Annotated in this window: 19 protein-coding genes and 1 tRNA gene; 13 read left to right on the top strand and 7 right to left on the bottom strand. The window is 67.3% G+C overall.

Features of this window, described 5'->3' with window-relative positions; all coding sequences use genetic code 11:
• Positions 1-43 precede the first annotated feature (43 nt).
• Together AC1DH3_RS05190 and AC1DH3_RS05185 are read left to right on the top strand one after the other, a co-directional pair.
• On the top strand, positions 44-2,191 hold the full coding sequence (locus AC1DH3_RS05190) for a transglycosylase domain-containing protein (RefSeq protein ID WP_476908750.1): 2,148 nt from the start codon (positions 44-46) through the stop codon (positions 2,189-2,191).
• Between the two features lie 73 nt (positions 2,192-2,264).
• Positions 2,265-3,113: an SDR family oxidoreductase gene (locus AC1DH3_RS05185; protein WP_476908749.1), complete on the top strand. Its 849-nt coding sequence runs from the start codon at positions 2,265-2,267 to the stop codon at positions 3,111-3,113.
• Between the two features lie 30 nt (positions 3,114-3,143).
• On the opposite strand, the gene AC1DH3_RS05180 is transcribed toward AC1DH3_RS05185, so the two are convergent.
• Together AC1DH3_RS05180 and AC1DH3_RS05175 are read right to left on the bottom strand one after the other, a co-directional pair.
• Positions 3,144-4,001 carry a 3-hydroxyacyl-CoA dehydrogenase gene (locus tag AC1DH3_RS05180; RefSeq protein ID WP_476908748.1) on the bottom strand — a complete coding sequence of 286 codons (858 nt, stop codon included), beginning with the start codon at positions 3,999-4,001 and terminating at the stop codon, positions 3,144-3,146.
• Between the two features lie 26 nt (positions 4,002-4,027).
• Positions 4,028-4,660 (bottom strand): TetR/AcrR family transcriptional regulator, encoded by a 633-nt coding sequence (locus tag AC1DH3_RS05175; RefSeq protein ID WP_441417632.1) that lies wholly within the window; start codon positions 4,658-4,660, stop codon positions 4,028-4,030.
• 70 nt (positions 4,661-4,730) lie between these two features.
• On the opposite strand from AC1DH3_RS05175, the gene AC1DH3_RS05170 reads away from it, so the two are divergent.
• On the top strand, positions 4,731-7,136 hold the full coding sequence (locus tag AC1DH3_RS05170; RefSeq protein ID WP_476908747.1) for an alpha/beta fold hydrolase: 2,406 nt from the start codon (positions 4,731-4,733) through the stop codon (positions 7,134-7,136).
• Between the two features lie 78 nt (positions 7,137-7,214).
• On the top strand, positions 7,215-7,802 hold the full coding sequence (locus AC1DH3_RS05165; RefSeq protein WP_476908746.1) for a TMEM175 family protein: 588 nt from the start codon (positions 7,215-7,217) through the stop codon (positions 7,800-7,802).
• Here AC1DH3_RS05165 and AC1DH3_RS05160 read toward each other — a convergent pair whose 3' ends face one another.
• Positions 7,803-9,257 carry an FAD-dependent monooxygenase gene (locus AC1DH3_RS05160; RefSeq protein WP_476908848.1) on the bottom strand — a complete coding sequence of 485 codons (1,455 nt, stop codon included), beginning with the start codon at positions 9,255-9,257 and terminating at the stop codon, positions 7,803-7,805. It lies immediately after the preceding gene.
• A gap of 183 nt (positions 9,258-9,440) precedes the next feature.
• Complete coding sequence (locus tag AC1DH3_RS05155) at positions 9,441-10,238, bottom strand: dioxygenase family protein (protein WP_441417629.1); 798 nt, start codon at positions 10,236-10,238, stop codon at positions 9,441-9,443.
• A 138-nt stretch (positions 10,239-10,376) separates the two neighbouring features.
• Between AC1DH3_RS05155 and AC1DH3_RS05150 the strand changes: the two genes are divergently transcribed.
• The gene (locus AC1DH3_RS05150; RefSeq protein ID WP_476908745.1) at positions 10,377-11,450 is read left to right on the top strand and encodes a DNA polymerase IV; all 1,074 of its coding nucleotides are present in this window, start codon (positions 10,377-10,379) and stop codon (positions 11,448-11,450) included.
• A gap of 802 nt (positions 11,451-12,252) precedes the next feature.
• Here AC1DH3_RS05150 and AC1DH3_RS05145 read toward each other — a convergent pair.
• Positions 12,253-13,014 carry a GAF and ANTAR domain-containing protein gene (locus tag AC1DH3_RS05145; protein ID WP_441417627.1) on the bottom strand — a complete coding sequence of 254 codons (762 nt, stop codon included), beginning with the start codon at positions 13,012-13,014 and terminating at the stop codon, positions 12,253-12,255.
• Positions 13,015-13,335: 321 nt separating this feature from the next.
• On the opposite strand from AC1DH3_RS05145, the gene fdh reads away from it, so the two are divergent.
• From fdh to nrfD, 3 genes are read left to right on the top strand one after another with little or no spacing between them, the layout of a single operon-like run.
• Positions 13,336-16,650, top strand: a complete 3,315-nt coding sequence (gene fdh, locus AC1DH3_RS05140) for a formate dehydrogenase (RefSeq protein WP_441417626.1) — start codon at positions 13,336-13,338, stop codon at positions 16,648-16,650.
• Complete coding sequence (locus tag AC1DH3_RS05135; protein WP_476908744.1) at positions 16,651-17,661, top strand: 4Fe-4S dicluster domain-containing protein; 1,011 nt, start codon at positions 16,651-16,653, stop codon at positions 17,659-17,661.
• Positions 17,658-18,746 (top strand): NrfD/PsrC family molybdoenzyme membrane anchor subunit, encoded by a 1,089-nt coding sequence (nrfD, locus tag AC1DH3_RS05130; protein WP_441417624.1) that lies wholly within the window; start codon positions 17,658-17,660, stop codon positions 18,744-18,746. The genes AC1DH3_RS05135 and nrfD overlap by 4 nt, the downstream gene beginning before the upstream one ends.
• Before the next feature lie 62 nt (positions 18,747-18,808).
• Here nrfD and selD read toward each other — a convergent pair whose 3' ends face one another.
• The gene (selD, locus tag AC1DH3_RS05125) at positions 18,809-19,834 is read right to left on the bottom strand and encodes a selenide, water dikinase SelD (RefSeq protein WP_441417623.1); all 1,026 of its coding nucleotides are present in this window, start codon (positions 19,832-19,834) and stop codon (positions 18,809-18,811) included.
• A gap of 42 nt (positions 19,835-19,876) precedes the next feature.
• On the opposite strand from selD, the gene AC1DH3_RS05120 reads away from it, so the two are divergent.
• From AC1DH3_RS05120 to AC1DH3_RS05105, 4 genes are all read left to right on the top strand, one after another.
• A tRNA-Sec gene (locus tag AC1DH3_RS05120) sits at positions 19,877-19,971 on the top strand.
• A gap of 39 nt (positions 19,972-20,010) precedes the next feature.
• Positions 20,011-21,342, top strand: coding sequence for an L-seryl-tRNA(Sec) selenium transferase (gene selA, locus AC1DH3_RS05115; RefSeq protein WP_476908743.1), 1,332 nt, complete (start codon positions 20,011-20,013; stop codon positions 21,340-21,342).
• Between the two features lie 3 nt (positions 21,343-21,345).
• Positions 21,346-23,136 carry a selenocysteine-specific translation elongation factor gene (gene selB / locus AC1DH3_RS05110; RefSeq protein WP_476908742.1) on the top strand — a complete coding sequence of 597 codons (1,791 nt, stop codon included), beginning with the start codon at positions 21,346-21,348 and terminating at the stop codon, positions 23,134-23,136.
• A gap of 54 nt (positions 23,137-23,190) precedes the next feature.
• Positions 23,191-24,366 carry a hypothetical protein gene (locus tag AC1DH3_RS05105; RefSeq protein WP_476908741.1) on the top strand — a complete coding sequence of 392 codons (1,176 nt, stop codon included), beginning with the start codon at positions 23,191-23,193 and terminating at the stop codon, positions 24,364-24,366.
• On the opposite strand, the gene AC1DH3_RS05100 is transcribed toward AC1DH3_RS05105, so the two are convergent.
• Positions 24,317-25,339: an LLM class flavin-dependent oxidoreductase gene (locus tag AC1DH3_RS05100; RefSeq protein WP_476908740.1), complete on the bottom strand. Its 1,023-nt coding sequence runs from the start codon at positions 25,337-25,339 to the stop codon at positions 24,317-24,319. The two genes, AC1DH3_RS05105 and AC1DH3_RS05100, sit on opposite strands and share 50 nt — an antisense overlap.
• Before the next feature lie 174 nt (positions 25,340-25,513).
• Here AC1DH3_RS05100 and AC1DH3_RS05095 point away from each other — a divergent pair, with 174 nt between their 5' ends.
• Positions 25,514-26,011 carry a rhodanese-like domain-containing protein gene (locus AC1DH3_RS05095; protein WP_476908739.1) on the top strand — a complete coding sequence of 166 codons (498 nt, stop codon included), beginning with the start codon at positions 25,514-25,516 and terminating at the stop codon, positions 26,009-26,011.
• Positions 26,012-26,100: the final 89 nt, after the last annotated feature.

Genomic DNA, 26,100 nt, shown 5'->3' with positions numbered 1-26,100 from the left:
CCTAATCTGGGCACAGATTTTGAGCGTGATAGCTGGACAGAAAATGGCGCAGAAAAAGCGATTCGGAGCTCGGCTGGCCGCGGCCTTTAGGAGGGTCCTCGGGTTCTTGATAGTGAGCGCGTTCTGCGGTGTTCTGGCCGCCAGCCTGGTGGTCCCCGGTGTGGCGGCGGCCGGGGTCGCCGTCAGCAGATCAATCACGTTCTTCAATAACCTTCCCTCCGAGCTGGCCGTGACTGCGCCGTCGCAGTCGACCAAAGTCCTGAGCGCGGACGGGAAACCGATTGCCACCTTTTTCGCGGAGAACCGTGTGAAGGTGAGGCTGGACCAGATGTCCCCGTACATCAAGGATGCGATTGTCGCCATCGAGGACAGCCGCTTCTACGAACACGGCGGCGTCGACCCGCAGGGCATTCTCCGGGCGCTCACCTCCAACCTGACCGGCGGCGCGAGGCAGGGAGCATCCACGCTCACCCAGCAGTACGTCACGAACGTAATCAACGAGTCCCTGCTGTCGGCGGACCGGAGCGATCAGGTCATCCTCAGCGGGCAGAAAAACATCGGCGACAAGGTACGCGAGATGAAGCTCGCCATCGAGCTGGAAAAGAAGTACACCAAGGCACAGATCCTGGAGGGCTATCTCAATATCGTGTTCTTCAGCCGCGACGCATACGGCATTGAGGCCGCAGCCAGGCATTTCTTCAGCACCACCGCCAAGGCTCTCACCCTGCCCCAGGCTGCCCTGCTGGCCGGCCTGGTCAACAGTCCCAGCTTCTACGACCCCGCCGTCCATCCGGAAAACTCCATCAAGCGGCGCAACCAGGTCCTGGACAAGATGCTCAGCGAGGAAAAAATTACCCAGGCTGCCCATGACGCCGCCGTCGCCAGCGGTGTCAGGCTGAAAATCGCGGCCGCAAAGCAGGGCTGCTCCGCGGCGGACATGGCCCCGTACTTCTGCGACTATGTCTCCCACCTGATCCTCAACAACCCGGCCTACGGCGCCGACACCACGGAACGCGAAAGGAGGCTGTACCGCGGCGGCCTGACCATCAGCACCACGCTGGACAGCAGGCTGCAAGCGGCCGCCCAGGTGCAGGTCGACGCCACAGCCGGGGCCAACCCGGACAAATGGGGCGCGTCCCTGGTCTCTATCCAGCCGGGCACCGGCAAGATCCTCGCCATGGCGCAAAACACCGTGTTTCTGCCCGCCCCCGGAAAGTTCGACACCCAGCTGAACTTCAACGTCGATTCCAAGGACGCCAACGGCAAGGACCTGAACGGCGCCGGCGGATTCCAGCCCGGGTCCACAATGAAACCGTTCACTTTCGCGGAGTGGCTCAATGAAGGCAAATCCATGCTCACCAAGGTGGATGCTTCCCGGCGGGTCTATCCGCTGGACTTCCCCTGGAAGTCCAGCTGTGGCAAGGTCCTCGGCGCCTACAACACAGCGCAGAGGGCCCTCGGTGCCGCCGACGACTTGAAGAACAATGATGAGGGTTACTACCGCAAGATGCCCGTCAATTACGGGCTCTACAACTCCATCAACACGGCAACCTTCGCCGAGGCCGCCCAGCTGGACTTCTGCGGCATCCAGAAAATGGTGGACACGGTGGGCCTCCACAGCGGCGTGGACAACGCCCGGGTGAACATGCACCAGCTGGGCAACTTGCTCGGGGCCATCGGCGTGGCGCCGCTCCATCTGGCGAATGCCTTTGCCACCTTCGCCGCCGATGGCAAGTACTGCGCCCCCATCGCGATCACCGCGGTGACCGATGCCGCCGGACGGGAGCTTCCGGCCCAGGCCAGCGACTGCCGGAGCGCGGTCAGGCCCGAGGTGGCCCGCGGCGTGAATGCCGTGCTGCAGGACGTGCTGAAACGGGGGTCGGGAATCTACATTGAACCCAAGGTCCAGGCCCGAGTTCCGGTGGCTGCCAAGACCGGCACCTCCAACAACAATGGCGCGACCTGGGTGGTCGGCTACACCACCGGCCTCGCCACCGCATCGTTCTTCGGCGACACCCTGGCGGGCCAGAAACGGCCAGGCCAGAACGTCACCATCAACGGCAAGTTCTACCGGAACATTGACGGTTACATGCTCGCCGGCCCGCAGTGGGCCAACTACATGCAGCAGGTGGCCCCGCTCTACCCCGCCGCACCCTTCCCGCCGCCGCCCAAGTCGATGACCAAGCCCTGAGCCTCGCTCCGCCCCGGTACCGAGTCCGATGACAACTCTTGCTCTCCACGGCCGCTGCGCGTATGAGAGAAGCATGAGTTCGCAACGGGACGTCCTCCACGGACGCGTGGCGGTCGTGACCGGCTCGACACGCGGTTTGGGTTTTGCCATGGCGCGGCTGCTGGGGCACCAGGGGGCGACCGTGGTGCTGGCGTCAAGATCCGACGCCGACGTCGCCGCCGCCGTGGAGCGGCTGAGAACGGAAGGGATCGCGGCGTCCGGACGTCGCTGCGACACCGGGGAGCTCGCCGACGTGGAGGCCCTTCGCGACGAGGCGCTAAGCCGCGGGACGCTCGACATCTGGGTCAACAACGCCGGAGTCTCCGGCGTCTTCGGGCCCACGGCGTCCACACCGGTCGACGACTTCACGCGGGTGGTGCGCACAAACATCCTCGGCACGTTCCACGGATCGAGAGTCGCGTTGCCCGTGTTCCTCGGCCAGGGCCGCGGCGACCTCGTCAACGTCTACGGCCAAGGCGACCGGGGGCCCGTCGCGCTGCAGAATGCCTACGCGTCAAGCAAGCGCTGGGTCCGGCAGTTCACCGAGACGTTGCGGCTGGAGACCCGAGGCACCGGCGTCCGGGTGCATGGCATGAACCCGGGGCTTGTGGTGACGGACCTGCTGGGGCACATCACGTCCCAGCCGGGGTACGACCATCGGCTGGGCGCGTTGCAGGTCGTCGTCGGATTGTGGGGGCAGACCCCCGACGACGCCGTGCGCCCACTCCTGGATCTCGTAACGTCGGACGCGGCCGAGTTCCGGTATCTGACGAAGACCACCATGGTGACCCGTGGGGTGCGCAACGTGCTGGCCGGACGGCTCCGCCGGGCCAACCGGATGCCACTGAGCGTCACGGTCCTGGACGCGAACGGCCGGGGCTGACACCCTGGACGCACGTGGCGCCGGCATGGCTCAGTACCGGTAAAAGCCCTCGCCCGTCGCGACACCGAGCTTGCCCATGTCGATGTAATTGTCCTTCAGATACTTAGCGAATGCCTGAGACCCGGCGTCCGGCGAGGAGGCGGCGATGTTGTACGCGGTGCCCAGGCCGACGACGTCGAAAATCTGGAACGGTCCGCTCGGCGCCCCGGTGGCAATGCGCCAGGTCTTGTCGATTGTCTCCGGGCTGGCGATGCCCTGCAGCAGCAGGCCGGCGGCCGCGTTCAGCAGCGGAACCAGCAGCGAGTTCAGCACGTAGCCGGCCTTCTCCTTCTTGATCTCGATCGGCTCCAGGCCGCTGTTCCGCGCGAACTCGACGACGGCGTCGAACACTTCCGGGTCGGTGTCGGCGGTGCCCATCACCTCGGCGATGTTTTGCGCCCAAATGTTGTTGGCGTAATGGATGGCGAGGAAGCGGTCGGGGCGGCCGGTGGACTCCTTGAGGTCGCTGGGCAACAGGGTTGAGGAGTTGGTGGCGAAGATGGTCCTGGCGGGGGCCAGCTCCGCGAGTTTGCGGTACACGTCCCGCTTGAGCTCGAGCAGTTCGGGTACGGCCTCGATCACGAGGTCCGCCTCGGAGACGGCGTCCCCGAGGTCGGCGGTGAGGCGGAGGTTGCCGAGAGCCGCCTCGGCCTTGCCCTCCCCGGCGCCGGCAATGTTCGCCGCCCGGTAGATGCCGGCGAGCTGCGCGAAGCGGGAGCGGGCCTTGTCGAGGGCCTCATCGTCGAGGTCGTAGGCGGTGACGGCGAACCCGTGGAACGCGGCCTGGTAGGCGATTTGGGAGCCGAGTACTCCGGTGCCAAGCACGGTGAGGGTCTTGATTTCTGCCATTTGCGTTCTTCCTTTCGGCGCGGACGTTACCGTCGGCCGGGGTTGTCGGAGCCGTAGATGCTGCGGATCCAGATGGTCGATAACACGTGCAGGGCGCTGGACTCCGGGATGGCGGGACTCTCCTGGTTGAGGACCGCGGTGATCACCCGTTCGTTCATCAGGTTGAGGCTTACGGCCAGGTCGTGGGCGTCGACGCCCTCCGGCGCAGCGCCTCGTGCCTGCTCGGACCGGATCACGTCGCTGGAGAAGTCGACCCATGACTGCATCGACTTGGACCAGAGCGCACGCACCTCCTCGTTGCGGGCGCGCGCCGCGATCGCCGCCGTGGAAACACCCCGGTGGGCCGCGAACACCTCGACGAACATGCCAATGGAACGGGTCCAGGCTGCCGCGGGGTCGCTCTCGAAATCGCGCGGCAGGTCACCGACCCGGTGCTCCACCTCGGTGATGACACGGTCCAGCAGGGCCAGCAGCACCTCGTCCTTGGACCCGAAGTAGAAATAGAAGGTAGGGCGTGAAATGCCGGCGCCGCGGGCCAGCTCCTCAATCGAAATGTCGTCGAAGGCCCGCTCGGCCAGGAGGGCCTCGGCGGTAATCAGGATTGTGTCCTGGCGCTCATCACCCGAGACCTTTGCGGAGCGTCTTCCTCGCTGAACCATGCCGCCCATCCTAATCCAACTTTCCGACGCCGTGTTGACTCTCTCAACACTAAGTCGATAACTTGGCGGTATGAGCGAACACGTGGATGTGTTGATTGTCGGCGCCGGGCTGAGCGGCATAGGTTTCGCCAGCCGGCTGAAACGCGAGCTGCCCGGGAAGTCGTTCGCGATCCTGGAATCCCGCAGCGCCGTCGGAGGCACCTGGGACCTCTTCCGGTACCCCGGCATCCGCTCCGACAGCGACATGTACACGCTCGGCTACTCCTTCCGGCCCTGGGCCGGCGCCAAGGCCATCGCCGACGGCGATTCGATTCGCGAGTACATCCAGGCGACGGTCGCGGACGAGGGTCTCGAATCGCGGATCCGGCTGAATTACCGGGTCGTCTCGGCCGAGTGGTCAAGCGAAGCCGCGCTGTGGACGGTGACGGCGGTCCCGACGTCGGGCGGCGAGTACCGCCAGGACGCTGCGGCATCCCGTCCCGGCAAGCCGGCCACCTTTACCTGCTCGTTCCTGTCCGTCTGCTCGGGTTACTACCGCTATGACGAGGGCTTCACCCCGGCCATCGAGGGCGCCGACACCTTCACCGGATCGATCGTCCACCCGCAGCACTGGCCGGCCGACCTCGATTACGAGGGCAAGCAGGTGGTGGTCATCGGCAGCGGCGCCACCGCGGTGACGCTCGTGCCGTCGATGGCGAAGACGGCCGCCAGGGTCACCATGCTGCAGCGCTCCCCCACCTACATCGCCCCCGTGCCCTCCCGGGACCACCTGGCCGACCGCCTCCGAGGCAAGATGCCCGCCCAGCTGGCTTACGACGTCGTCCGGGCCAAGAACATTCTCTTTTCGATGTTCACGTACCAGCTCAGCCGGCGGCGGCCGGAAACGATGAAGGCGATCCTCCGGAAATCAGCCGTCGCCAAACTGCCGGCCGGCTTTCCGGTCGACACGCACCTGGCCCCGTCGTATCAGCCCTGGGACCAGCGGGTCTGCGCCATCCCCAATGGGGACCTTTACCGGGCGATCAGCGCCGGCACTGCCGACATCGTGACCGACGAGATCTCCCGGATCACCCCGGACGGCATTGACCTGGTTTCCGGCGGATCGATTCCTGCCGACGTGATTGTCACGGCGACCGGGCTGAACCTGCTGGTGATTGGCGGAATGACCCTCACCGTGGACGGCGAGCCCGTGGACGTCGGCAAGACCTTGACCTACAAGGGCATGATGCTCGACGGCGTACCCAACTTTGCGCTCACCATCGGCTACACGAACGCGTCATGGACGCTCAAGGCCGATCTGGTCGCGGGTTATATCTGCCGGCTGCTCAAGCACCTCGACCGCCGGAACCTGCAGTGGGTTGCACCCGCGGCGCCCGGCGAGGTTGCGGACGCGGGGCTGACTTCGCTGATCGACCTGAAAGCCGGGTACATCCTGCGCGGCGCGGACAAGCTCCCCCGGCAGGGCGCCGGCTCACCCTGGCGGCTGCACCAGAACTATCTGCGCGACTTCGCCCTGCTCAGGGCCGGCCGGGTCACGGACCACGTCCGTTTCGGCCGGCGCGGGCAGCAAGTGCGCGGGTCCAGACGTACGACGGCGGCGCTTGGCCCTCTTGAGCTTCCGGGAACGGGATACGTCGACGTCGGCGGTGCGCGGCTGCGCTTCCGGAAGACCGGCAGCGGGGACCCCGTGCTGCTCCTGCACGGCATCGGCCAGAGCCTGGAGGATTGGAACGAGCAGCACGATCGTCTCGCGGCACGGCACACGGTCATCAGCGTGGACCTGCCCGGGTTCGCGTACTCTGCCCGCCTCTCCGGGCCGGCGACGTTGGCAAAGCTTGCCGACGCCCTGCCGGCCTTCCTCGACGCCGTCGGGGTGCACGAGCCGCTGCCCGTGATCGGCAACTCGCTGGGCGGGGCCGTCGCCATGAAACTGGCGGCCGACCATCCGGACCGCGTCTCCGCCCTGGTTCTTGCCAACAGCGCCGGATTCGGCAAGGAGGTTGCGCTAGTCCTGCGCCTGCTTACGATCCGGCCGCTCGCGGCCCTGCTCATGCGTCCCGCTGCGGCGGCCTCCCGCCGCACGGTCGAGTCGATCTTCTATGACAAGAGGCTGGTGACCGACGACCGGGTTGGCCACGCTTTCGCCCTGTCGCGACGGGCCACGCACCGCAAGACGCTGCTGGACGTCGCCCGCGACCTTGGCACAGTCTCCGGCGTTCGGGCCGAATGGCGGACGTCCCTGCTTGGTGCTTTGGCGACGTCGGAGATACCCGCCCTGGTGTTGTGGGGCTCCCACGACCACATCCTGCCGTTTAGCCATCTGGCGGCGGCGACGGCGGCACTGCCGCAGGCCGAGTCACATGTCTTCGCGAAGACGGGGCACATGCCGCAGATCGAGCGGCCTGACGAGTTCGCCGCAGTGGTGGAGGAGTTCCTTTCCCGGCGCGTGGCGGGGAGCGAGGCTGCCAACATCTGATCCGACCGGCGTTGCCGTTGCCGTTGCCGTTGCCGTTGCAGTCTGCCGCGAGCATGATGACTTGATGGAGGAAACGGTGTGAATAAGAACCGCCTGGAGGCGTTCAGCGACGGCGTGCTGGCCATCATCATCACGATCATGGTCCTGGAGCTGAGGGTGCCGGAGGAACCGACCTGGCATGGCCTGGCCGATGTCCTGCCAACCTTCCTCAGCTACCTGCTCAGCTTCGTTTACGTTGGAATCTACTGGAACAACCACCACCACATGATCCACCTGGCCGACCACGTCAACGGGACAATCCTCTGGGCGAACCTGCACCTGTTGTTCTGGCTTTCGCTGTTCCCCTTCACGACCCGCTGGATGGATGAAACCGGCTTCGTCCGTGTACCGGTGCTGGTCTACGGGATGAACTTATTCTGTGCAGCCATCGCCTACTTCATTTTGCAGCAGGCACTGATCCGCCAGCAGGGCAGGGACGGCGCCCTGGCACGCGCTGTCGGCCGGGACTGGAAGGGCAAGGCGTCGCCGCTGATTTACCTCACCGGGATTGCCGTGGGCGTCGTACAACCGCTGCTCGGGCTTGCCGTGTACACCGTGGTGGCCCTGATCTGGCTGGTGCCGGACCGCCGGGTTGAGCACTTTGTCACCCAGGCGGGCCGTGGCTAGTCAGCCCTGAGGCCCGAACCACCTGGCCAGCGCCTCGGCCAGCCCCCGCGAGGTTCCGTCTCCCGTCCACGCCACATACCCGTCCGGACGGATCAACACGGCAGCCGGGGCGCTCACCGGACCGATCACCGGAAGCTCCCATCCGCCGTCGTACATGGCGTCCACCGGCTGCACCCGGTCCGCCCACGGCCCCGGGTCGACTCTGCCCGGCGCCCCGAGGTTGAGCAGCACCGCGCGGGCGTTGTGCAGGAAGCTGAACACGCGCAGCGGACCGCTGGCGGTGACGACGTCGAGATCGGGCATCCGACGCCCGAGCAGCGGATGCCCCTCCCCCAGGTCGTAGCGGACGTCGAGGCCGGAGATGAGGCCGCCAAGCCGTTTCCGGGCCTCATCGATCGTCAGCAGGCCGGCCACAGTGTCGGCCAATGCGCCGATGCGCGGGTCGGACCGCTGCATAACGGACTGTGCCATCGTGTGCTGTAGCGCGCGTGCCCCGGCGGGGTGCCGCTCGGCGTGATAGCTGTCCAGCAGGCCCTCCGGCGCCTGTCCCTTGACCACCTGGGCGAGTTTCCAGCCGAGGTTCACGGCGTCCTGGATCCCAAGGCCGATCCCCTGGCCACCCGACGGAGAGTGGATATGCGCGGCGTCCCCGGCGAGCAGCACACGGCCGCTGCGGTAGGCCGCGGCCTGGCGTGTGGCGTCGGTGAACCGCGAGATCCAGGTCGGAGTATGGACCCCGAAGTCCGTGCCGTAGACCTCGACCAGCGCCCTGGCGAGGTCAGCCAGGGTCGGCTCCGTGGCCGGTCCGAGATGCTTCTCGGTCACGACCACCCGCATGGTTCGCCCGTCCTCCATCGGGTGCAGCCCGTGGACCCCCACCTCGTCGATGCGCATGCCCGTTGGCGTCTCCTCCGTCACCTCCACCTCGGCGATCAGGCTGCTCCTCGTCGCATCCCAGCCGGGGAACTCGATGCCGGCCGCCTTCCGGACGGCACTCCGGCCGCCGTCGGCGCCTATAAGGTACAGCGCGCGCCTCGCACCGCCGTCGGCGAGATGGACGGTGACACCGCCGCTGTCCTGCGCAAAGCCGGCAACGTCGAGCCCCCGATGGACCGGCACACCCAGCTCTTCCACCCAGCCTGCCAGGATCCGCTCGATGTGGTTCTGCCACAAGCCGAGCGTGTACGGATACCGGGTAGGAAAGTCACCCAGGTCCAAGGCCGTCGTGCCGAAGAATGCCGCCTGGACGGCCTTGCCCTCGGCGAGGAACCGGTCTGCAATCCCGCGCTGGTCGAGGAGTTCGATTGTCCGCGAGTGGAACCCGCCCGCTCTCGAGCCCACCAGTCCCGGCGTCGGTCGGCGTTCCACAATTGCCACATCTATCCCGGCCAAGGCGAGCTCGCCGGCCACCATCAACCCCGTCGGACCGCCGCCCGCAACGATCACATCAACCACCAATACCCCCGCCTCTCCGCGCCTTCTCCAGGCTGGCTTCCCCGGCACCGCTTCCGGCACCACCGAGCCAGTTTGAAGCATGAAGGGGGCCTTGCCGCAAGCCCCTTAGGGCGCGGTAGATTGGAAGAAGAGCGGGGCATCCGCAGACCGGACCGGAGGAAGTCCCGCAGCAGGTTTCTTGGCTTAGGTCAGGGTCCAGGAGCGCTTCGACAGGCCGAACCAGAACCCGTCGATGGCGGTCTTGGCCTGCAGGTCACCGGACTCGTAGGCAGCGCCGAGCGCCACATACAGCGGTGCCCAGTGCTCGCTGCGGGGGTGCGCCTCGCGGGCTGCCGGGGCCTTGTGCAGGAAGTCCAGGATAGAGTCGACGTCGCCGCGCGCCATCGCTTCCTCGGCCCACTGGTCGAACTCACGGGAGACCGACGGCGGGGTGCTGTCGGGTCCCCCGGCGGGGTTGAACCAGCGCAGGTTGTGTGTGGTGAAGCCGGATCCGACGATCAGCGTGCCGCGGTCCCGCAACGGCGCCAGCGACTTGCCCAGATCGAACAGGCCCTGCGGATCAAGGGTGGGCATCGACATCTGCACCACCGGTACATCCGCATCCGGGAACATTTCCTTGAGCGGGACGTAGGCGCCGTGGTCCAGGCCGCGGCTCTCGTCCCGCTCGACGTGGTGGCCATGGCCGACCACAAGCTTCTCCACCTCGGCGGCCAGCCCGGGAGCCTGCGGGGCGTCGTACGTGACGTCGTAGTACTTCTGGGCGAACCCGCCGAAGTCGTAGACCAGTCCCGGGTTGCGCCCGGTGGCACTGAGGGTGACCGGGGCGTTCTCCCAGTGGGCGGACACCATCAGGATGTCTTTGGGCTTGTCGAAGGTGGCGGACCAATTCTTGAGTTCACCCGTCCACGTCGCGTCGTCGGCCAGCGGCGGCGCGCCATGGCTGAGGAAAAGAACCGGAGGGCGGTCGAGTGTCGAAGTCATGCCTTCAGCTTAGTCGGCTTTACTTGAAGGTTCAAGCTTCGTGAATCACATAGTGAGGGCTAGCTTCCCCGGACCGGCGCCGCAAACTCGACTGCTGCGGCCGATGCCTGCCGGTGATGTTTAGGGCAGACTGGTGGCGTGGACGGAATCCGGTGGGTGCTGCACGTCGATCTCGACCAGTTCATCGCCGCCGTCGAAGTGCTCCGGCGGCCGGAGCTTGCGGGCAAGCCGATCATCGTCGGCGGCCGCGGCGATCCCACGGAACGGGCGGTGGTCTCCACCGCGTCCTACGAAGCCAGGGCGTTCGGGGTGGGATCCGGAATGCCCTTGCGCATTGCGGCCCGGAAAGTGCCCGACGCCGTGATCCTGCCCGTCGATCACGAGGCATACCTCGCGGCGTCTGAAACGGTGATGGCTACCCTGCGCGCGCAGCCGGGCGCCACCGTCCAGGTGCTGGGTTGGGATGAAGCCTTTGTCGGCATCGAGTCAGAGGATCCGGAAGCTTACGCCCGGCAGGTGCAGGCCGCCGTCCTGGAGCAAACGCAGCTGCATTGCAGCGTGGGCATCGGCGACACCCTGGTCCGTGCCAAGGTGGCCACCGGTTTCGGCAAGCCGGCCGGCGTCTTCCGCCTCACTTCCGAGAACTGGCTCGAGGTCATGGGCAGCCTGCCCACCAAGGAGCTGTGGGGCGTCGGAACCAAGGTGTCCGGCCGGCTGGCCAAGCTCGGCATCAACACTGTCGCCGAGCTCGCCGCCGCCGACCCTCAGGACCTGGTCCCGGAGTTCGGCCCCAGAATGGGTCCCTGGTACGCGGAGCTGGCACGTGGCGACGGCACCAGCGTGGTGGACGCCACCCCGTGGGTTGCCCGCGGTCACAGCAGGGAGACCACCTTCCAGCACGACCTGACCGAGGCAGCCCAGGTGGCCGACGCCGTCAGGGAGCTGACGGCGCGTGTCCTCGAGGATGTTGCGGCCGAAGGACGTCCCGTCATTGGGCTGACCTTGAAGGTTCGGTACGCGCCGTTCGTCACCAAGACCCACGCAAGGAAGATTCCGGAGACATTCGACCGGGACGAGATCCTCGCGCAGGCGTTGGACCTTGCGGCCGCAATCGAAGCGGGCAGGCCCATCCGGCTCCTGGGCCTGCGGGCCGAAATGCCGATGCCCGACGACGCCCGGAAGGGTCACACCCCAACGCGCGGCGGCTGGTGACGCCGTCGTGCGGCAGCTAGCGACGCCGTCGTGCGGCAGCTAGCGACGCCGTCGTGCGGCGGCCGCAGCTAGCGGGCAGATCCGCGGGCGGATCAACTCGTCGGACCGTCGCACGCCCTGGTCGTAGCCCGGCGACCGACCGTCGGCGCGCTGACGCCGCCGGGAATAGTGTCGTCACAACAGGTCCGTTCCAGCCATACTCCGATACTCTGGAAGAGGTCAGGCAGTGGCCTCCGTTCTTTTCCAGAGGACACACTGTATGCTCGCGAAACTCTCCGTAACTGTCGCCGTCGACATGGACGCCGCCGCAGTTACCCTTCGGCCCACCGGCCGGTTGACCCCCAAAAACGTTCAAGGCCTCCTCGCGGTGGTGCGACGCGCGACGCGCGTCCTGCCCGGCTTTGACGTCCTGCTTGATCTTGACCAGCTCCTCGTGGATTGCCCTGAAACGCTCCCCGCCCTTAGCCAGGCCGGGGCCGGACCATTCGCAGCCATCACGCACGCGCCGGGTGCCGCCCCAGTGCCCCAACGCGGACGGCCGCGTGATGGAACTAAGCAGCTCCGGCTGCCACGAGCGGATATTCCACCATTTCGGGAGATGGCCGTTCGTGCCCGCTGAAGACCTGTTGAAGTTGCGCCAATCACTGCGTCAGGCACAGAGCCTCGGCGGCCGGACCGGCGCCAGCGAGCTCCTTCTCCTTGTCGATGAGGAAGTAGACAGGCGCCGGGGCGGCGCACCGCGCGACGATGAGCCCTCCGGGGACGGGGCAGGCGCGAACTGACGATCTGCCGCGGCACTGCCCTACTTTGGACGCGGAGGTATTTCGGTCGACATTTCTCCGCTACTGGTCAGGTTTTCTGCCACCTCACGCAGTTTCGTGTTGGAAGTGGTGCTGGCGCGGGAGAGGACCAGAAAGGCCTGCTGGGCGGTTAGTTTGTAACGCTCCATGAGGATGCCTTCGGCCTGGCCGATGAGCTGGCGGGAGACCAGCGCCTCATTGAGCTGGCTGATTTTCTGGGAGTCGGCGAAGGCCACCGCTGCGTGGGCAGCGACGAGCAGCCCAATTTGCTCCGACTCTAGGTCGAAAGCGTTCGGACTGGCTCCATACAGGTTCAACGCACCCAGCCGGTCGCCTTCGACGAACAACTGGATTGAAAGCATGCTGCGCGCCCCAAGCTCAACGGCGCCGCGGGAGAAGGCCGGCCAACGGGTCTCACTGCTGAGGTCGGGCACCCGCACAATCCGGTCCTCGTAGGCCGCGTCCAGGCACGGCCCCTGTCCGGATGTGCTTTGCAGAGCGTCAACCCTGCGGGGAAGGTCTCCCGAAGCGACCGGTGAATCGATCTTCTTCCGGCCAGTGACCACGCTGATGGACGCATCGGCGGCGCCGGGGATGAGCTGGACGGCGGCCTGCACTATCCCGGCAAGCACCCTGTCGGGATCATGTTCGTGCTGCAGCTCCCTGGCCAGGTCGCTGAGCTGTGTGGCCAGTCCGCCGCTGCCACTCCCGCCCTGTTCTGGCTGCCCGGAAGGGCCGTCCGTCTGTGATGCGTCGGTGTTCATCTGCTCACCTCAGTTCTTCCGTATGCGCTGATACTACGTCCGGAATCCCCTGCCGGACCCTCTCGGCAGGGGTTTTCTTCGGCACCGGACGGCCAAGCATTAGCTCGGACTTCGGCCCACAATGTCCGGCTCGCGGGTCCCGGCGCCGCGATGCGGACAAGCCGTACTTACCGAGGACTTCTCCGGATTTGTTCGACGGCTCGCCTGGATAACGGCGGCCGTGCACTCCAACGGCCCGCCGAAACGTCGAAGGCGATGGGCAGCACGGAACGCTTCATCGACACCCTGTCGTTGGGGCCCCGGATTGTGTAGGCTCCTGCCATGGCTCGGCGCAGTTTTCTTCAGTGGCCGGTCGTCCGGCAGTTCAGCACGGGCGATCTGCTGGGACGCGGCCCGGCGGTAACCTCCCCGCGGACGAGGGACATCACCCCGCGCACGGCCACCGCAGACCGCGTCGTGCAGAGCGTGTGCCCGTATTGTGCCGTGGGCTGTGGACAGCGGGTCTACGTCAAGGACGAAAAGGTCGTTCAGATCGAAGGCGATCCCGATTCGCCGATTTCCCGTGGCCGGTTGTGCCCCAAGGGCTCGGCGAGCGAGCAGTTGGTCAACTCGCCGGGCCGGCAGACCGAAGTGCTCTACCGTGCGCCACGCTCCACCCAGTGGCAGCATTTGGATCTGGAAACGGCCATCGACATGGTGGCGGACCGCTTCGTCGATTCCCGCCGCCGGACCTGGCAGCAGGAAGACGCAAGAGGCCGGCTGCTTCGACGCACCATGGGCATAGCCTCGCTGGGCGGGGCAACTCTGGACAACGAAGAGAACTACCTGATCAAGAAACTCTTCACGGCTGCCGGAGCAGTGCAAATCGAGAACCAAGCCCGCATTTGACACTCCTCCACGGTTCCCAGTTTGGGAGCCTCGTTTGGACGCGGTGGTGCGACGCAATCACTGCAAGACATGGCCAACGCCGACTGCATCATCATTCAGGGTTCCAATATGGCCGAATGCCATCCTGTGGGATACCAGTGGGTTGCGGAGGCCAAGGCCCGCGGAGCGAAGGTCATCCACGTCGACCCCAGGTTCACGCGCACCTCGGCCGTCGCGGATAAGCACATCCCCATCCGGGCCGGCTCTGACGTTGTCCTCCTGGGCGCGCTGATTAACTACGTGATCACCAACGACCTGTGGTTCAAGGAGTACGTCAGCGCCTATACGAACGCGGCCACGCTGGTTCACGCCGATTACCGCGACGCCGAGGACCTTGGCGGCCTGTTCTCCGGCTATGATCCCGAAACCGGAGCATACGACATGGCGTCATGGTCGTACGCGGAACAGGGCGGAGGCACCATCGGGGACGCTGGGGCGGGCACCGAGCACGGCTCCCACGCGTCGGATCGGGCCGCGGGAGACCAGTTCGGCAGCGGCGGCCCCGCCCTGGAACACGCCCAAGTGCAACGTGACGATACCCTGCAGGACCCCCGGACCGTCTTCCAGATCCTGAAGCGCCATTACGCCCGTTACACCCCGGAGATGGTCCAGGACATGTGTGGCATCAACGCCAAGGACTTCGAGTATCTGGCCCACGCCATCACGGAAAACTCGGGGCGCGAACGGACAACGTGCTTTGCCTACGCCGTCGGCTGGACCCAGCACACGCTCGGAGCGCAGTTCATCCGGGCCGCCGCTATCCTGCAGCTTCTGCTCGGCAACGTGGGCCGCCCGGGCAGCGGAATTATGGCCCTGCGCGGGCATGCAAGCATCCAAGGCTCCACGGATATTCCAACCCTGTTCAACCTGCTGCCCGGTTACCTGCCGATGCCCAGCGCCGGACGCCACGACACCTTCAGCGAATACCTGGATGCGATCGCGTCGAAGAAGCAGAAGGGCTTCTGGGCGGACGCCGACTCCTACGTCATCAGCCTGCTGAAGGCCTGGTGGGGCGACGCCGCGACCGCGGAGAACGACTGGGCCTACGACTACCTTCCCAGACTGACAGGAGCGCACGGCACGTACCAGACGGTGATGGACATGCTCGAGGACAAGGTGGAGGGCTACTTCCTGCTCGGACAGAACCCCGCCGTAGGTTCGTCCAACGGCCGGATGCAACGCCTTGGCATGTCGCACTTGAAGTGGCTGGTGGTGCGCGACCTGAACCTCATCGAGTCGGCGACCTGGTGGAAGGACGGCCCGGAGATCGAATCGGGCGAACTGCGCACCGAAGACATCGAGACCGAAGTGTTCTTCCTGCCTGCAGCAAGCCACGTCGAAAAGGCCGGCTCGTTCACGCAGACCCAGCGGCTGCTGCAGTGGCGGCACCAGGCGGTGGCACCGCCTGGTGCGTGTCAAAGTGAATTGCAGTTTTTCTTTGAGCTGGGCCAGCGGATCCGCGAAAAACTGGCGGGTTCGGAGGATGAACGCGACCGTCCGCTGCTCGACCTCACCTGGGATTACCCCACCGACGAACACGGCGAGCCCGACGGCGAGGCGGTGCTGGCCGAGATCAACGGCCGCCACCTCAACGGCCCGGACGCAGGCAAACCGCTCTCCGCGTATACAGAGCTGCGCGCCGACGGTTCCACGTCGGCGGGCTGCTGGATCTACACCGGCGTCTACGCCGACGGCATCAACCATGCCGCCAACCGGAAACCGGGCCATGAGCAAGGGCCTGCCGCCTCGGAATGGGGCTGGGCCTGGCCGGCCAACCGCCGGATCCTCTACAACCGGGCGTCGGCCGACCCGGCCGGTAAACCGTGGAGCGAGCGGAAGAAATACATCTGGTGGGACCAGGAGCAGGGACGTTGGGTCGGAGACGACGTTCCCGACTTCCCGATTGACCTTGCACCGGGCAGCCAACCCGACCCCGATCTCGGTGGTCCGGCCGCCCTGACAGGAGATGATCCCTTCATCATGCAGTCAGACGGCAAGGGATGGTTGTTCGCGCCGAAGGGCGTCGTCGACGGCCCCCTTCCCACCCACTACGAACCGCAGGAATCGCCGGTGGCCAATGGCCTTTACCCGCAGCAGCAAAATCCGGCCCGGCTGGTGTACCCCCGCGCAGACAACCTCAGTGCACCAAGCGCCGGTACCAGTGGCGCGGGCGTCTACCCCTACGTCTTCACCACGTACCGGCTGACCGAGCACCACACGGCCGGCGGAATGAGCCGCTGGTTGCCGTACCTCTCGGAGCTGCAGCCGGAAATGTTCTGCGAGGTCTCTCCCGAGCTGGCCGCTGAGCGCGGGCTTGAGCCGTACGGGTGGGCCACCATCATTTCGGCCCGCTCCGCCATCGAGGCGAAGGTGCTCGTCACCGAGCGGATGAAACCGCTGGCCGTCGGCGGCCACACCGTCCATCAGATCGGGTTGCCGTACCACTGGGGCGTCGGAGCGGATGCTGTGGTCAGCGGTGACGCGGCCAATGACCTGTTGGGCGTGACGCTGGACCCCAACGTCCAGATCCAGGAATCCAAGGCCGCCTCCTGTGACATCCGTCCGGGCCGCCGGCCCCGCGGGGCGGAGCTGCTTGCCCTGGTTGCTGAGTACCAGGCCCGGGCCGGAGCGACGACCGAGACCGGGAACCGACTCGTTACCGATCCGCGCGGCACCGTTCCGGATGCCGACTCGATGTTGGAGGATTAGATGGGCCAGCTGTCCGGACCGACCGACCCCGCCGCCGATGCCCGGTGGGAGGACCAGCAGCCGCGCAAGGGGTTCTTCACAGACACCTCCATCTGCATCGGCTGCAAGGCCTGCGAAGTGGCCTGCAAGGAGTGGAACCACAACCCCCACGACGGGAACCTGGAGCTGCTGGGATCCTCCTATGACAACACCGGAGGACTCGGCGCCAGCACCTGGCGGCATGTCGCCTTCGTTGAACAGGGCCAGGAACGCATTACCGAGGCGCGGGAATCCGGGCGCGCGCTGGTCAACCTCGGTATGCCCCGCATCGGGCCTCCCCCGACGGCGGCGTCCGCCGGGGCGGACCTGGCGAATGTGGATACGACGCCGCCGGACACGGCAGACTTCCGTTGGTTGATGTCCTCCGATGTCTGCAAGCACTGCACGCACGCCGGGTGCCTTGATGTCTGCCCGACCGGAGCGCTGTTCCGCACGGAGTTCGGCACGGTGGTGGTCCAGGACGATGTGTGCAACGGCTGCGGAACCTGCGTGGCCGGGTGTCCCTTCGGCGTGATTGAGCGCCGCAGCGACGGCATGGTGGCGGTGGCCGCCCAGCGGGAGGAGCCGCACGCCAAGCAGTCCGCCGTCCCCAACGTCGGCGTCGCCCAGAAGTGCACGCTGTGCTACGACCGGCTGGTCGACGATGAGACGCCCGCTTGCGCTAAAGCCTGCCCGACGACGTCCATCAAGTACGGCAACCATGACGACATGGTGGAGACGGCCCGGGAACGGGTCGCCGCCCTGCACCAGCAGGGACTCACGGAAGCCAGGCTCTATGGTGCGAACGAACTCGACGGCATCGGCGGAACCGGAGCGGTCTTCCTCCTGCTCGACGAACCGGAAGTGTACGGGCTTCCGCCGGATCCGAGGGTGCCAACCGCCGATCTGCCGCAGATGTACCGGCGGGCCGGTATGGCCGTCGCCGGCATGGCCGCCGCTGCGGCGCTGGCTTTCCTGGGAGGGCGCGCGTGACCCACTCTGAGTTCGACAGCTTTCGGCCGCCCGAGCCTGCCCGCCGGCGTCGGGCTGGCGGCAAGCGCGGCACCGGCCGCCGCGACGGCGGTGACGGTTCCCGAGAAATGCCTATGGTCCCGGAGCCGGAATTCACCTCGTACTACGGCCGTCCCGTGGTCAAACCGGCACCCTGGACCGAAGATGTGGCCGCCTACCTGTTCCTTGGCGGCGTGGCGGCCGGCTCTGCACTGCTCGGTCTCGGCGGCCAGCTGACCGGGCGGCCGACGCTGCGCCGGAATGCCCGGCTGAGTGCCCTGACGGCAGCAAGCATGGGCACCGTTGCGCTGTTGAAGGATCTGGGCAGGCCGGAGCGCTTCCTGAACATGCTGCGGACCATCAAACTGACCTCGCCGATGAGCGTGGGCTCGTGGATTCTCAGCGCATTCAGCGTGGGCGCGGCGGTCTCGGCGGCAGCGGAGGTCGATCGGATGACCGGAGCGCGGTTGCCGCTGGGTCCGTTGCGGAACCTGCTGTACGCGGTCGAGGGACCGGCCGGCTTCGAGGCCGCGTTTTTCGCCGGACCGCTGGCGGCGTACACGGCGGTCCTGCTCGGTGACACGGCCACCCCCACCTGGAACGCCGCGCACGAGGAACTGCCCTTCGTTTTCGTGAGTTCCGCGGCCCTCGCTTCTGCCGGGCTCGCGATGATCACGACTCCGGTACAGGAGGCGGGCCCGGCCCGGAAACTTGCGGTGCTGGGCGTGATGGGTGACGTGGTGGCCATGCGGGTGATGGAGCACCGGATGGACCCGGTGGTCGCCGAGCCCCTGCATCAGGGCAAGGCCGGTGTCATGCTGAAATGGAGCGAGCGGCTAGCCGCTGCGGGCGGACTGGGGGCACTGTTGGGCGGACGCAACCGGGCGGTGGCCGCGGCCTCGGGACTGGCACTGCTGGCCGCCTCGGGGCTGACCCGGTTCGGGGTGTTCGAGGCCGGCCTTGCCTCGGCTCGGGACCCGCGGTACACGATCGAACCGCAGAAGAACCGTCTCGCCGCCCGCCGCGCCGCCGGCATCACCGGAGACTCGATCACCACTGCCGGCTGACGAGTCCGCTGTGCTCTAGGGGATGCTGATCTAGAGGACCGTGGGTTCAGGAGATCCCGGGTTCAGCGGATTTCGATGCCCTGACCGACGAAGGTATGCCCGATCACTGGATAGCCTGGCACCTCGCCGACCACGAGCAAGCCGCCGGAAGTCTGCGCATCGGCAAGCAGCAGCAGATCGTCTTCAGTGACGCCCGCCTCGGCCCGCAGGTGCGGTCGAACCCAATCGAGGTTGCGCCGCGTCCCGCCGGAGACAAAGCCGTCCCGCAACGCCTCCCGGGCGCCCTCGACGAGTGGCACGGCCGCCCGGTCGATCACTGCACCCACTCCGGAGGCGCGGCACATCTTGTACAAATGTCCAAGCAGCCCGAAACCCGTCACGTCCGTGGCCGCCCGCACGCCGGCCGCCACCGCGGACTCGGCGGCGTCGCGGTTGAGGCGCGTCATCGTCGCCACGGCTTCCGCGAACACTTCACCGGTCTGCTTGTGCCGGTTATTGAGCAGTCCGACGCCGATCGGCTTCGTGAGGGTGAGCGGCAGCCCGGGCCGGGCGGCGTCGTTGCGCAGCAACCGGTCCGGATGGGCGACGCCGGTGACCGCCATGCCGTATTTCGGCTCGGGATCGTCAATCGAATGCCCGCCAATCACCGGGCACCCCGCCTCGGAGGCGACGCTCAGGCCGCCGCGGAGCACTTCAGTCATCAACTCGAGCGGCAGCACGCCGCGCGGCCAACCGACGAGGTTGATTGCCATGATCGGGCGGCCGCCCATGGCGTAAATGTCAGAGAGCGCGTTGGCGGCAGCAATCCGGCCCCAGTCAAAGGCGTCGTCGACCACGGGAGTGAAGAAGTCGGCGGTGGACAATACCGCCAGGTCGCCGCGCACCAGGACGGCGGCTGCGTCGTCGCCGCTGTCAAGACCCACCAGCACGTCCGCTCCTGGCTGGCCGGTAAGGCCGCGCACCGCTTCTTCGAGTTCGCCGGGCGGAATCTTGCACGCGCAGCCCCCACCGTGGGCATAGCCGGTGAGCCGGACTGCTCCGACGCCGTCGTTTTTGAGCTGCGGAATAGACGTCTCGGTCTCTTTCACACCCCTAGGCTACCCCCGGGGGCAATCTGCTACATTGAACGCGGTGGCGTCCGGGTCCTGGTGGGCCCCCCGGTCTTCAAAACCGGTGAGGCTGAGTATCTCGGCCTGGCGGGTTCGATTCCCGTCCGCCTCCGCCAACCACCGTCACGCAATGCCGCGGAAGGAAGAGGGACTGTGTGGACCAGGTCGATCCCCGCCGCCTGATTCCGCGCACCGACGATCTGCTGGCATTGCCGGCCGTCCGCGCGGCCCGGAGTCGTCTGAGTGCACAACTCATCGGTGAACTCGTCCGGCAAACCCAGGAGCGGGCGCGGCGCGGTGAACTCGCTCCCGGCCAGGTGGAACCGGCCCTGCTCTCCGCCGTCGCCGCACGCAGGGCGACCACCCTGCGCCCGGTGCTCAACGCAACCGGCGTAGTCGTCCACACCAACCTCGGCCGCGCCCCGCTGTCCGCGTCCGCGGTCGAAGCACTTGTCGCAGCCAGCGGCTACGTCGACGTGGAGCTCGACCTGGCAACCGGCAGCCGCGCCCGCCGCGGCGCCGGTGCCCGGGCCGCATTGCTCGCCGCCTGTCCCGCTGCCGAGGACGCTCTGGTGGTCAACAACGGGGCTGCGGCGCTGGTGCTGGCCACCACGGCCCTCGCCGCCGGCCGGGAGGTGGTGCTGAGCCGCGGCGAACTGGTTGAGATCGGTGCCGGCTTCCGGCTTCCCGACCTGATCGAATCAACGGGCGCGACACTGCACGAGGTGGGCACGACCAACCGCACGCACCTGCGGGACTACGCCGACGCCATCGGACCAGCCACCGGCTGCCTCCTCAAGGTCCACCCGAGCAACTTCCGGGTGGACGGATTCACCTCCGCTGTTCCATTGGACGAACTGAGCAGGCTCGCCGCGGCGCACGGGGTCGCCCTCGTGGCCGATCTCGGCAGTGGACTGCTGGCGCCCGATCCGCTTCTTCCCGCAGAACCGGACGCTGCCACCGCGCTGGCAAGCGGGGCCGACGTCGTGATCGCCAGCGGCGACAAACTCCTGGGCGGACCCCAGGCCGGTCTGCTGCTCGGCCGGACGGAGATCATCTCCCGGCTGGCACGCCACCCGCTGGCCCGAGCAGTGCGGGCCGATAAACTGGCCCTCGCGGCGCTGGAGGCGACGGTCGCGGGTGAAGCACCGCCGGTTGTCCGGGCCCTGCACGCGGACCCGGAGTGGTTGCGGAACCGGACCGCCCGGCTTGCCGCGGCACTCGGGGTACCGGTCGTCGCGCACGACGGCCGGGTCGGCGGCGGCGGAGCGCCCGGCGTGGCACTGCAGGGGTGGGCGCTCCGGCTACCCGAAGCGCTCGCGGCGCCCCTGCGAACCGGCGACCCGGCCGTGCTCCCGCGCGTCCATGACGGCTCCTGCCTGCTCGATCTGCGCTGCGTGCCCGAAGAGGACGATGACCGGATACTCGACGCGGTGCGCCAGGCGCTGGCGACCCTCACGGATTCGGATGCAGGCAGGGCGGGCTGAACCGTGCATGTCGTTGCCACGGCCGGACACGTCGATTGCGGCAAGAGTACGCTGGTGCGCGCGCTTACCGGCATGGAACCGGATCGCTGGGAGGAAGAGCGGCGCCGTGGACTGACCATTGACCTGGGCTACGCCTGGACCACGTTGCCTTCCGGGCAGGATGTTGCCTTCGTGGACGTACCGGGCCACGAACGATTCCTCGGGAACATGCTCGCCGGAATCGGACCTGCTCCCGTCGTCTGCTTCGTCGTCGCTGCCGATGAAGGCTGGCAGGCGCAGTCAAGCGACCACCGGGACGCCGTCGCGGCGCTGGGCATCGAGTACGGCGTCGTAGTCATCAGCCGCACCGACCGGGCACCCGGTCAGGTTGGTGAAGTGCTTGCCCGGACGCGCAGAGAGCTGGCCGGGACAGGCCTGGCGGATGCGCCCGCAGTGGCTGTGTCTGCCATCGAGGGCACCGGGCTGACCGAACTGCGTGCCACGCTCGACGGCGTTCTGGCCGGGGTGCCCGCCCCCGCCACCACGGGCCGGCTCCGGCTGTGGGTGGACCGCTCGTTTACCATCAAGGGTGCCGGAACCGTGGTGACCGGAACTTTGGCAGCGGGAACCCTTGCTAAAGGTGACCGGCTGGAGCTGCTTGGCCACGATGGCTCGCGGTCCGTCGTGGTCCGCGGCCTGCAAAGCCGCGACACGTCGTACTCCTCGCTGGGGCCGGTCAACCGGGTGGCACTGAACCTGCGCGATGTTTCCGCCGCCGACGTCCGACGGGGAGACGCGTTGCTGACCCCCGACGCGTGGCCCGTCACGGGCGTCCTGGGCATCCAGCGCACAACCGGCGTGGCCTACACGGACGTACCGGAGCAGCTCATGGTGCATGCCGGAACCGCTGCCGTGCCGGCCCGGCTGCGTCCCTTCGGTGCCGACCACGCCCGGCTTGTCCTGGACCGGCGCCTGCCGCTCGTTCTCGGAGACCGTCTGGTGCTGCGGGACCCCGGGACCCGCTCGGTGCTGGGCGGCGCGCAGGTGCTCGACGCCGATCCGCCGGCCTTGCGGCGGCGCGGGGACGGCGTCCACTGGGCTGAGCGGCTCGCAGGCATGGACGCCGCCGGAGACGTGCTTGGGGAAGTGGCAGGCCGCGGGGCCGTGCAGGAAGAGCACCTGCGTCGGCTCGGGCTATTGTCTGCGCACGAGGCGGCGCCACCCGGCGTCCGGGTTCTCGGCGACTGGTGGGTGCACGCTCCCCTCTTCGAGGCATGGCAGCGTCGGCTGCGTACGGCGCTCGGGGAACTGCAGGAGCGCGATCCTCTCGCCCCGGGCCTTTCCCGGGGCGCGGCCCGGGACCTTCTCCAACTGCCCGATGAGCGGCTTCTTGACCCGGTCATCCGCGAAGCAAGTCTCGAACGGGAGGGCGGCCACGTCCGGCTGCCAGGGACCCAAGGCAACCTGGGCGCCGCCGGGCCGGCGGTCGCCGAGCTGGAGCGCAGGCTCACTGCAAACGCCTTCCATGCCCCGGAAACCGATGAGCTGGCCGCACTGGGCCTGGGCGCCCGGGAGCTCGCTGCCGGCGAGCGCACCGGGCGGCTCTTGCGGTTGCGCGACGGGGTGGTGCTGCTGCCTACGGCCCCGGCCCTGGCGATGCGCGAACTGGCCCGCTTGGAGCAGCCCTTCACCACCAGTCAGGCACGCCAGGCCCTCGGCACAACTCGACGGGTCGCGGTCCCCTTGCTTGAATATCTGGACTCGCGCGGCTGGACCCGGCGTCTGGATGCCGGTCACCGCACCGTGATGCGGTGACCCCCGGGCTTTTAGCCTCTCGCCCCCAAAGGCCGCGAGTCCTACTGTGGAACCATGGACGCCGCAGCCGCCAACGCCTTGGCCATTCCGCAGGTCTCAGTGCACCGTCCCACTACGGTCGCTGAAGACACCATCACCCTCGCCGCCGGGGTCTGGCTCCTCGGCGGGACGTACGTGGACGGCTGGGCCCACAACAACCTCCACGACCTTGAGACCTTCTTCACGCCTTGGCACGCGGTCCTCTACTCGGGCTTTGCTGCCTGCGCCCTCTGGCTCGCCGCCCTGACGTGGCGCCGGCACGCACCGGGCATGCGGTGGACGGAAGCGATCCCGGCCGGCTACGGACCCGCCGCTGCAGGCGTCTTCCTCTTCCTTGCCTCCGGGGTGGCCGACTTCGCCTGGCATTCGGTCTTCGGAATTGAGCAGAACCTCAAGGCGCTGTTCAGCCCGTCCCATCTGGGACTTGCTGCGGGCGCATTCCTGATCCTCAGCGCGCCGTTTTCCGCCGCATGGCACGCGCCAGAGCGGTCACGGCCACAGCTGGTGCCGGCCGTCGTGAGCGCGATGCTTTCGGGCATGGTTGCGGCGTTCATCCTGCAGGAATTCGCTGTCTTCGCGCGCCATGGCCTCGTCCAGACGTACACCGGCTCCGCAGCCCAGCCCGCGGTGACGGCTCCGACGTCGTCGGCCATCCTGGTCGCCTTGGGATCGTTCTTCGTCTCAACGGCCGTGCTCTTCGTGCCCGTCCTGTTGCTGTCGCTGCGCTGGCGCCTGAACGCAGCGGTGCCCGCGGCCATGGCACTCGTACCCTCCGTAGCGATGCAGCTTATGGTCGCGATGCGGGACGCCTGGCTCGTGCCGGTGGCCATCGTCGGTTCCGTGCTCGTGGGAGTGGTGTGGGCGGTGGTCCGCCCGGCCCCGGGCCACCAGGCAAGGCTCATGACCGCGGCGGCGCTCTCGCCCGTCGTGTTCTGGGCCGCCTACTTCGCCGGTGTGGCACTCCACGATGGGGCCCTCAGCTTCTCCGCCGAGATTTGGGGCGGGACGCTCGCCTGGACTGGGCTCGAGATGCTGGGGCTGGCCTTGCTCGCGCTCAAAGGGGGCGCTCCGGCACGCGTACAGCACCAGCCAACCACGCCACTAATTCAGCAGTCTCCCGGGGGGAAGCTGCCACGCGGGGTCAGCGCCAGCCGAGCTGCGGCGCCACATACTTCAGAATCGACTCGATGACGTGGGCGTTGTAGTCGACACCGAGCTGGTTCGGGACCGTGAGCAGTAGGGTGTCTGCCGTGGCGACCGCCTCGTCCTCCGCCAGCTTCGCGGCCAGCTCATCCGGGGCACCCGCGTAGGAGCGGCCAAATACCGCGCGCGTATTCTCGTCGATGTTGCCCACCTGGTCCGAGCTGCGGCGGTCGCGGCCGAAGTATTGCCAGTCGCGCTCGTCCGTCAGGGCGAAGATGCTACGGCTGACCGAAACGCGCGGCTCCCGCTCGTGCCCCGCCTCCTTCCAGGCCTGCCGGTAGCGCTCGATCTGCTCGGCCTGCTGGACGTGGAAGGGCTTGCCGCTCTCGTCATCCTTGAGTGTGGAGCTCTGCAGGTTCATGCCGAGCTTCGCCGCCCAGATAGCCGTGGCGTTCGAGCCGGAACCCCACCAGATGCGCTCACGCAGGCCCTCCGAATGCGGCTCCACGCGCAGCAGGCCCGGAGGGTTCGGGAACATCGGGCGGGGGCTCGGCGCCGCGAAGCCCTCGCCAGTGAGCACCTCGAGCAGGCGCTCGGTGTGCCTGCGGCCCATATCGGCGTCCGACTCGCCCTCGGCGGGGGCGAAGCCGAAGTGACGCCACCCGTCGATGACCTGCTCGGGTGAACCCCTACTTATGCCCAGCTGCAGCCGGCCGCCCGAGATCAGATCGGCCGCACCGGCGTCCTCCGCCATGTAGAGCGGGTTCTCGTAGCGCATGTCGATCACGCCGGTACCAATCTCGATGCGGCTGGTCCGTGCCCCGATGGCGGCGAGCAACGGGAATGGGGAGGCGTACTGCCGCGCGAAGTGGTGGACGCGGAAGTACGCGCCGTCCGCCCCCAGCTCCTCGGCCGCGACCGCAAGATCGATCGCCTGCAACAGCGCGTCCGACGCGCTGCGCGTGCCGGACTCCGGGTGGTCGGTCCAATGGCCAAAGGACAGGAATCCGATGTTTTTCACACCACGGTCCAACCTCTTGTTAGGGGTTCTTATTCCCGCGGGGCCCCAGCCTCGCACCTCATCCCGCGGCACGGGCCGACTCCGCCGCGAGAGGCCGGGCATGGCCGTAGTGCGTGACTGACGTGTATTGACATGATTCCCTCCATGCCCTTGGATTGATGACCAAAATAGCTCATGGTTCCGCTTGGGGGTGGAACGACAGACGGATCAGCAGGCAGAGCGAGGAAAACCGTGACGCAGTGTGAAATCTCCGATGACGGCGTTCCGATCTGCCAACGGGTCCTAGATCCGAGCGCTTCCCCTGCAACGCTTACGATCAACGAATTACTACTTGAGAGCCGCATGGGGCTCGAGCGTGTTCACGCTTCGGATCTTGAGCGAGAGATGGCAGCGGGCGCCCTCGTTGTCGACACGCGGCCGGTCGATCAGCGAGACCGCGACGGTGATCTTCCGGGAGCGGTCGTTATTGACCGAAACGTTCTCGAGTGGCGGCTGGACCCTTCCGGCCCCCACCGGCTCCCGATCGCTGACAACCCCGCACGGCGGATCGTGGTGGTCTGCAATGAAGGTTACAGCTCCAGTCTCGCTGCACACACCCTGCGACGGCTGGGACTGACCCGCGCGACCGACCTTATCGGCGGTTTCCAAGCCTGGGCAGCGTTGCGCAAATAGTCCCCTAAACAAGCTGCCGGCGTCGGGAGTCGGCAGGGCTGATGACTACCGCGCATCGCGCGGTAGCTCTTCGTCCTCAGGTTGGAGCA

The sequence above is a fragment of the Arthrobacter sp. 05L428 genome (assembly GCF_056397665.1).
The sequence above is the reverse complement of the archived record's forward strand: the minus strand, read 5'-3'. Positions and strand labels throughout refer to the sequence as shown.

Coding starts and splice junctions, on each gene's coding strand:
- AC1DH3_RS05170 (WP_476908747.1), top strand. CDS start 4,731: ATGAGCGAACACGTGGATGTGTTGATTGTCGGCGCCGGGCTGAGCGGC.
- AC1DH3_RS05135 (WP_476908744.1), top strand. CDS start 16,651: ATGGGCCAGCTGTCCGGACCGACCGACCCCGCCGCCGATGCCCGGTGG.
- AC1DH3_RS05145 (WP_441417627.1), bottom strand. CDS start 13,014: ATGAACACCGACGCATCACAGACGGACGGCCCTTCCGGGCAGCCAGAA.
- AC1DH3_RS05175 (WP_441417632.1), bottom strand. CDS start 4,660: ATGGTTCAGCGAGGAAGACGCTCCGCAAAGGTCTCGGGTGATGAGCGC.
- AC1DH3_RS05190 (WP_476908750.1), top strand. CDS start 44: ATGGCGCAGAAAAAGCGATTCGGAGCTCGGCTGGCCGCGGCCTTTAGG.
- AC1DH3_RS05095 (WP_476908739.1), top strand. CDS start 25,514: ATGGTTCCGCTTGGGGGTGGAACGACAGACGGATCAGCAGGCAGAGCG.
- AC1DH3_RS05185 (WP_476908749.1), top strand. CDS start 2,265: ATGAGTTCGCAACGGGACGTCCTCCACGGACGCGTGGCGGTCGTGACC.
- AC1DH3_RS05105 (WP_476908741.1), top strand. CDS start 23,191: ATGGACGCCGCAGCCGCCAACGCCTTGGCCATTCCGCAGGTCTCAGTG.
- AC1DH3_RS05155 (WP_441417629.1), bottom strand. CDS start 10,238: ATGACTTCGACACTCGACCGCCCTCCGGTTCTTTTCCTCAGCCATGGC.
- AC1DH3_RS05180 (WP_476908748.1), bottom strand. CDS start 4,001: ATGGCAGAAATCAAGACCCTCACCGTGCTTGGCACCGGAGTACTCGGC.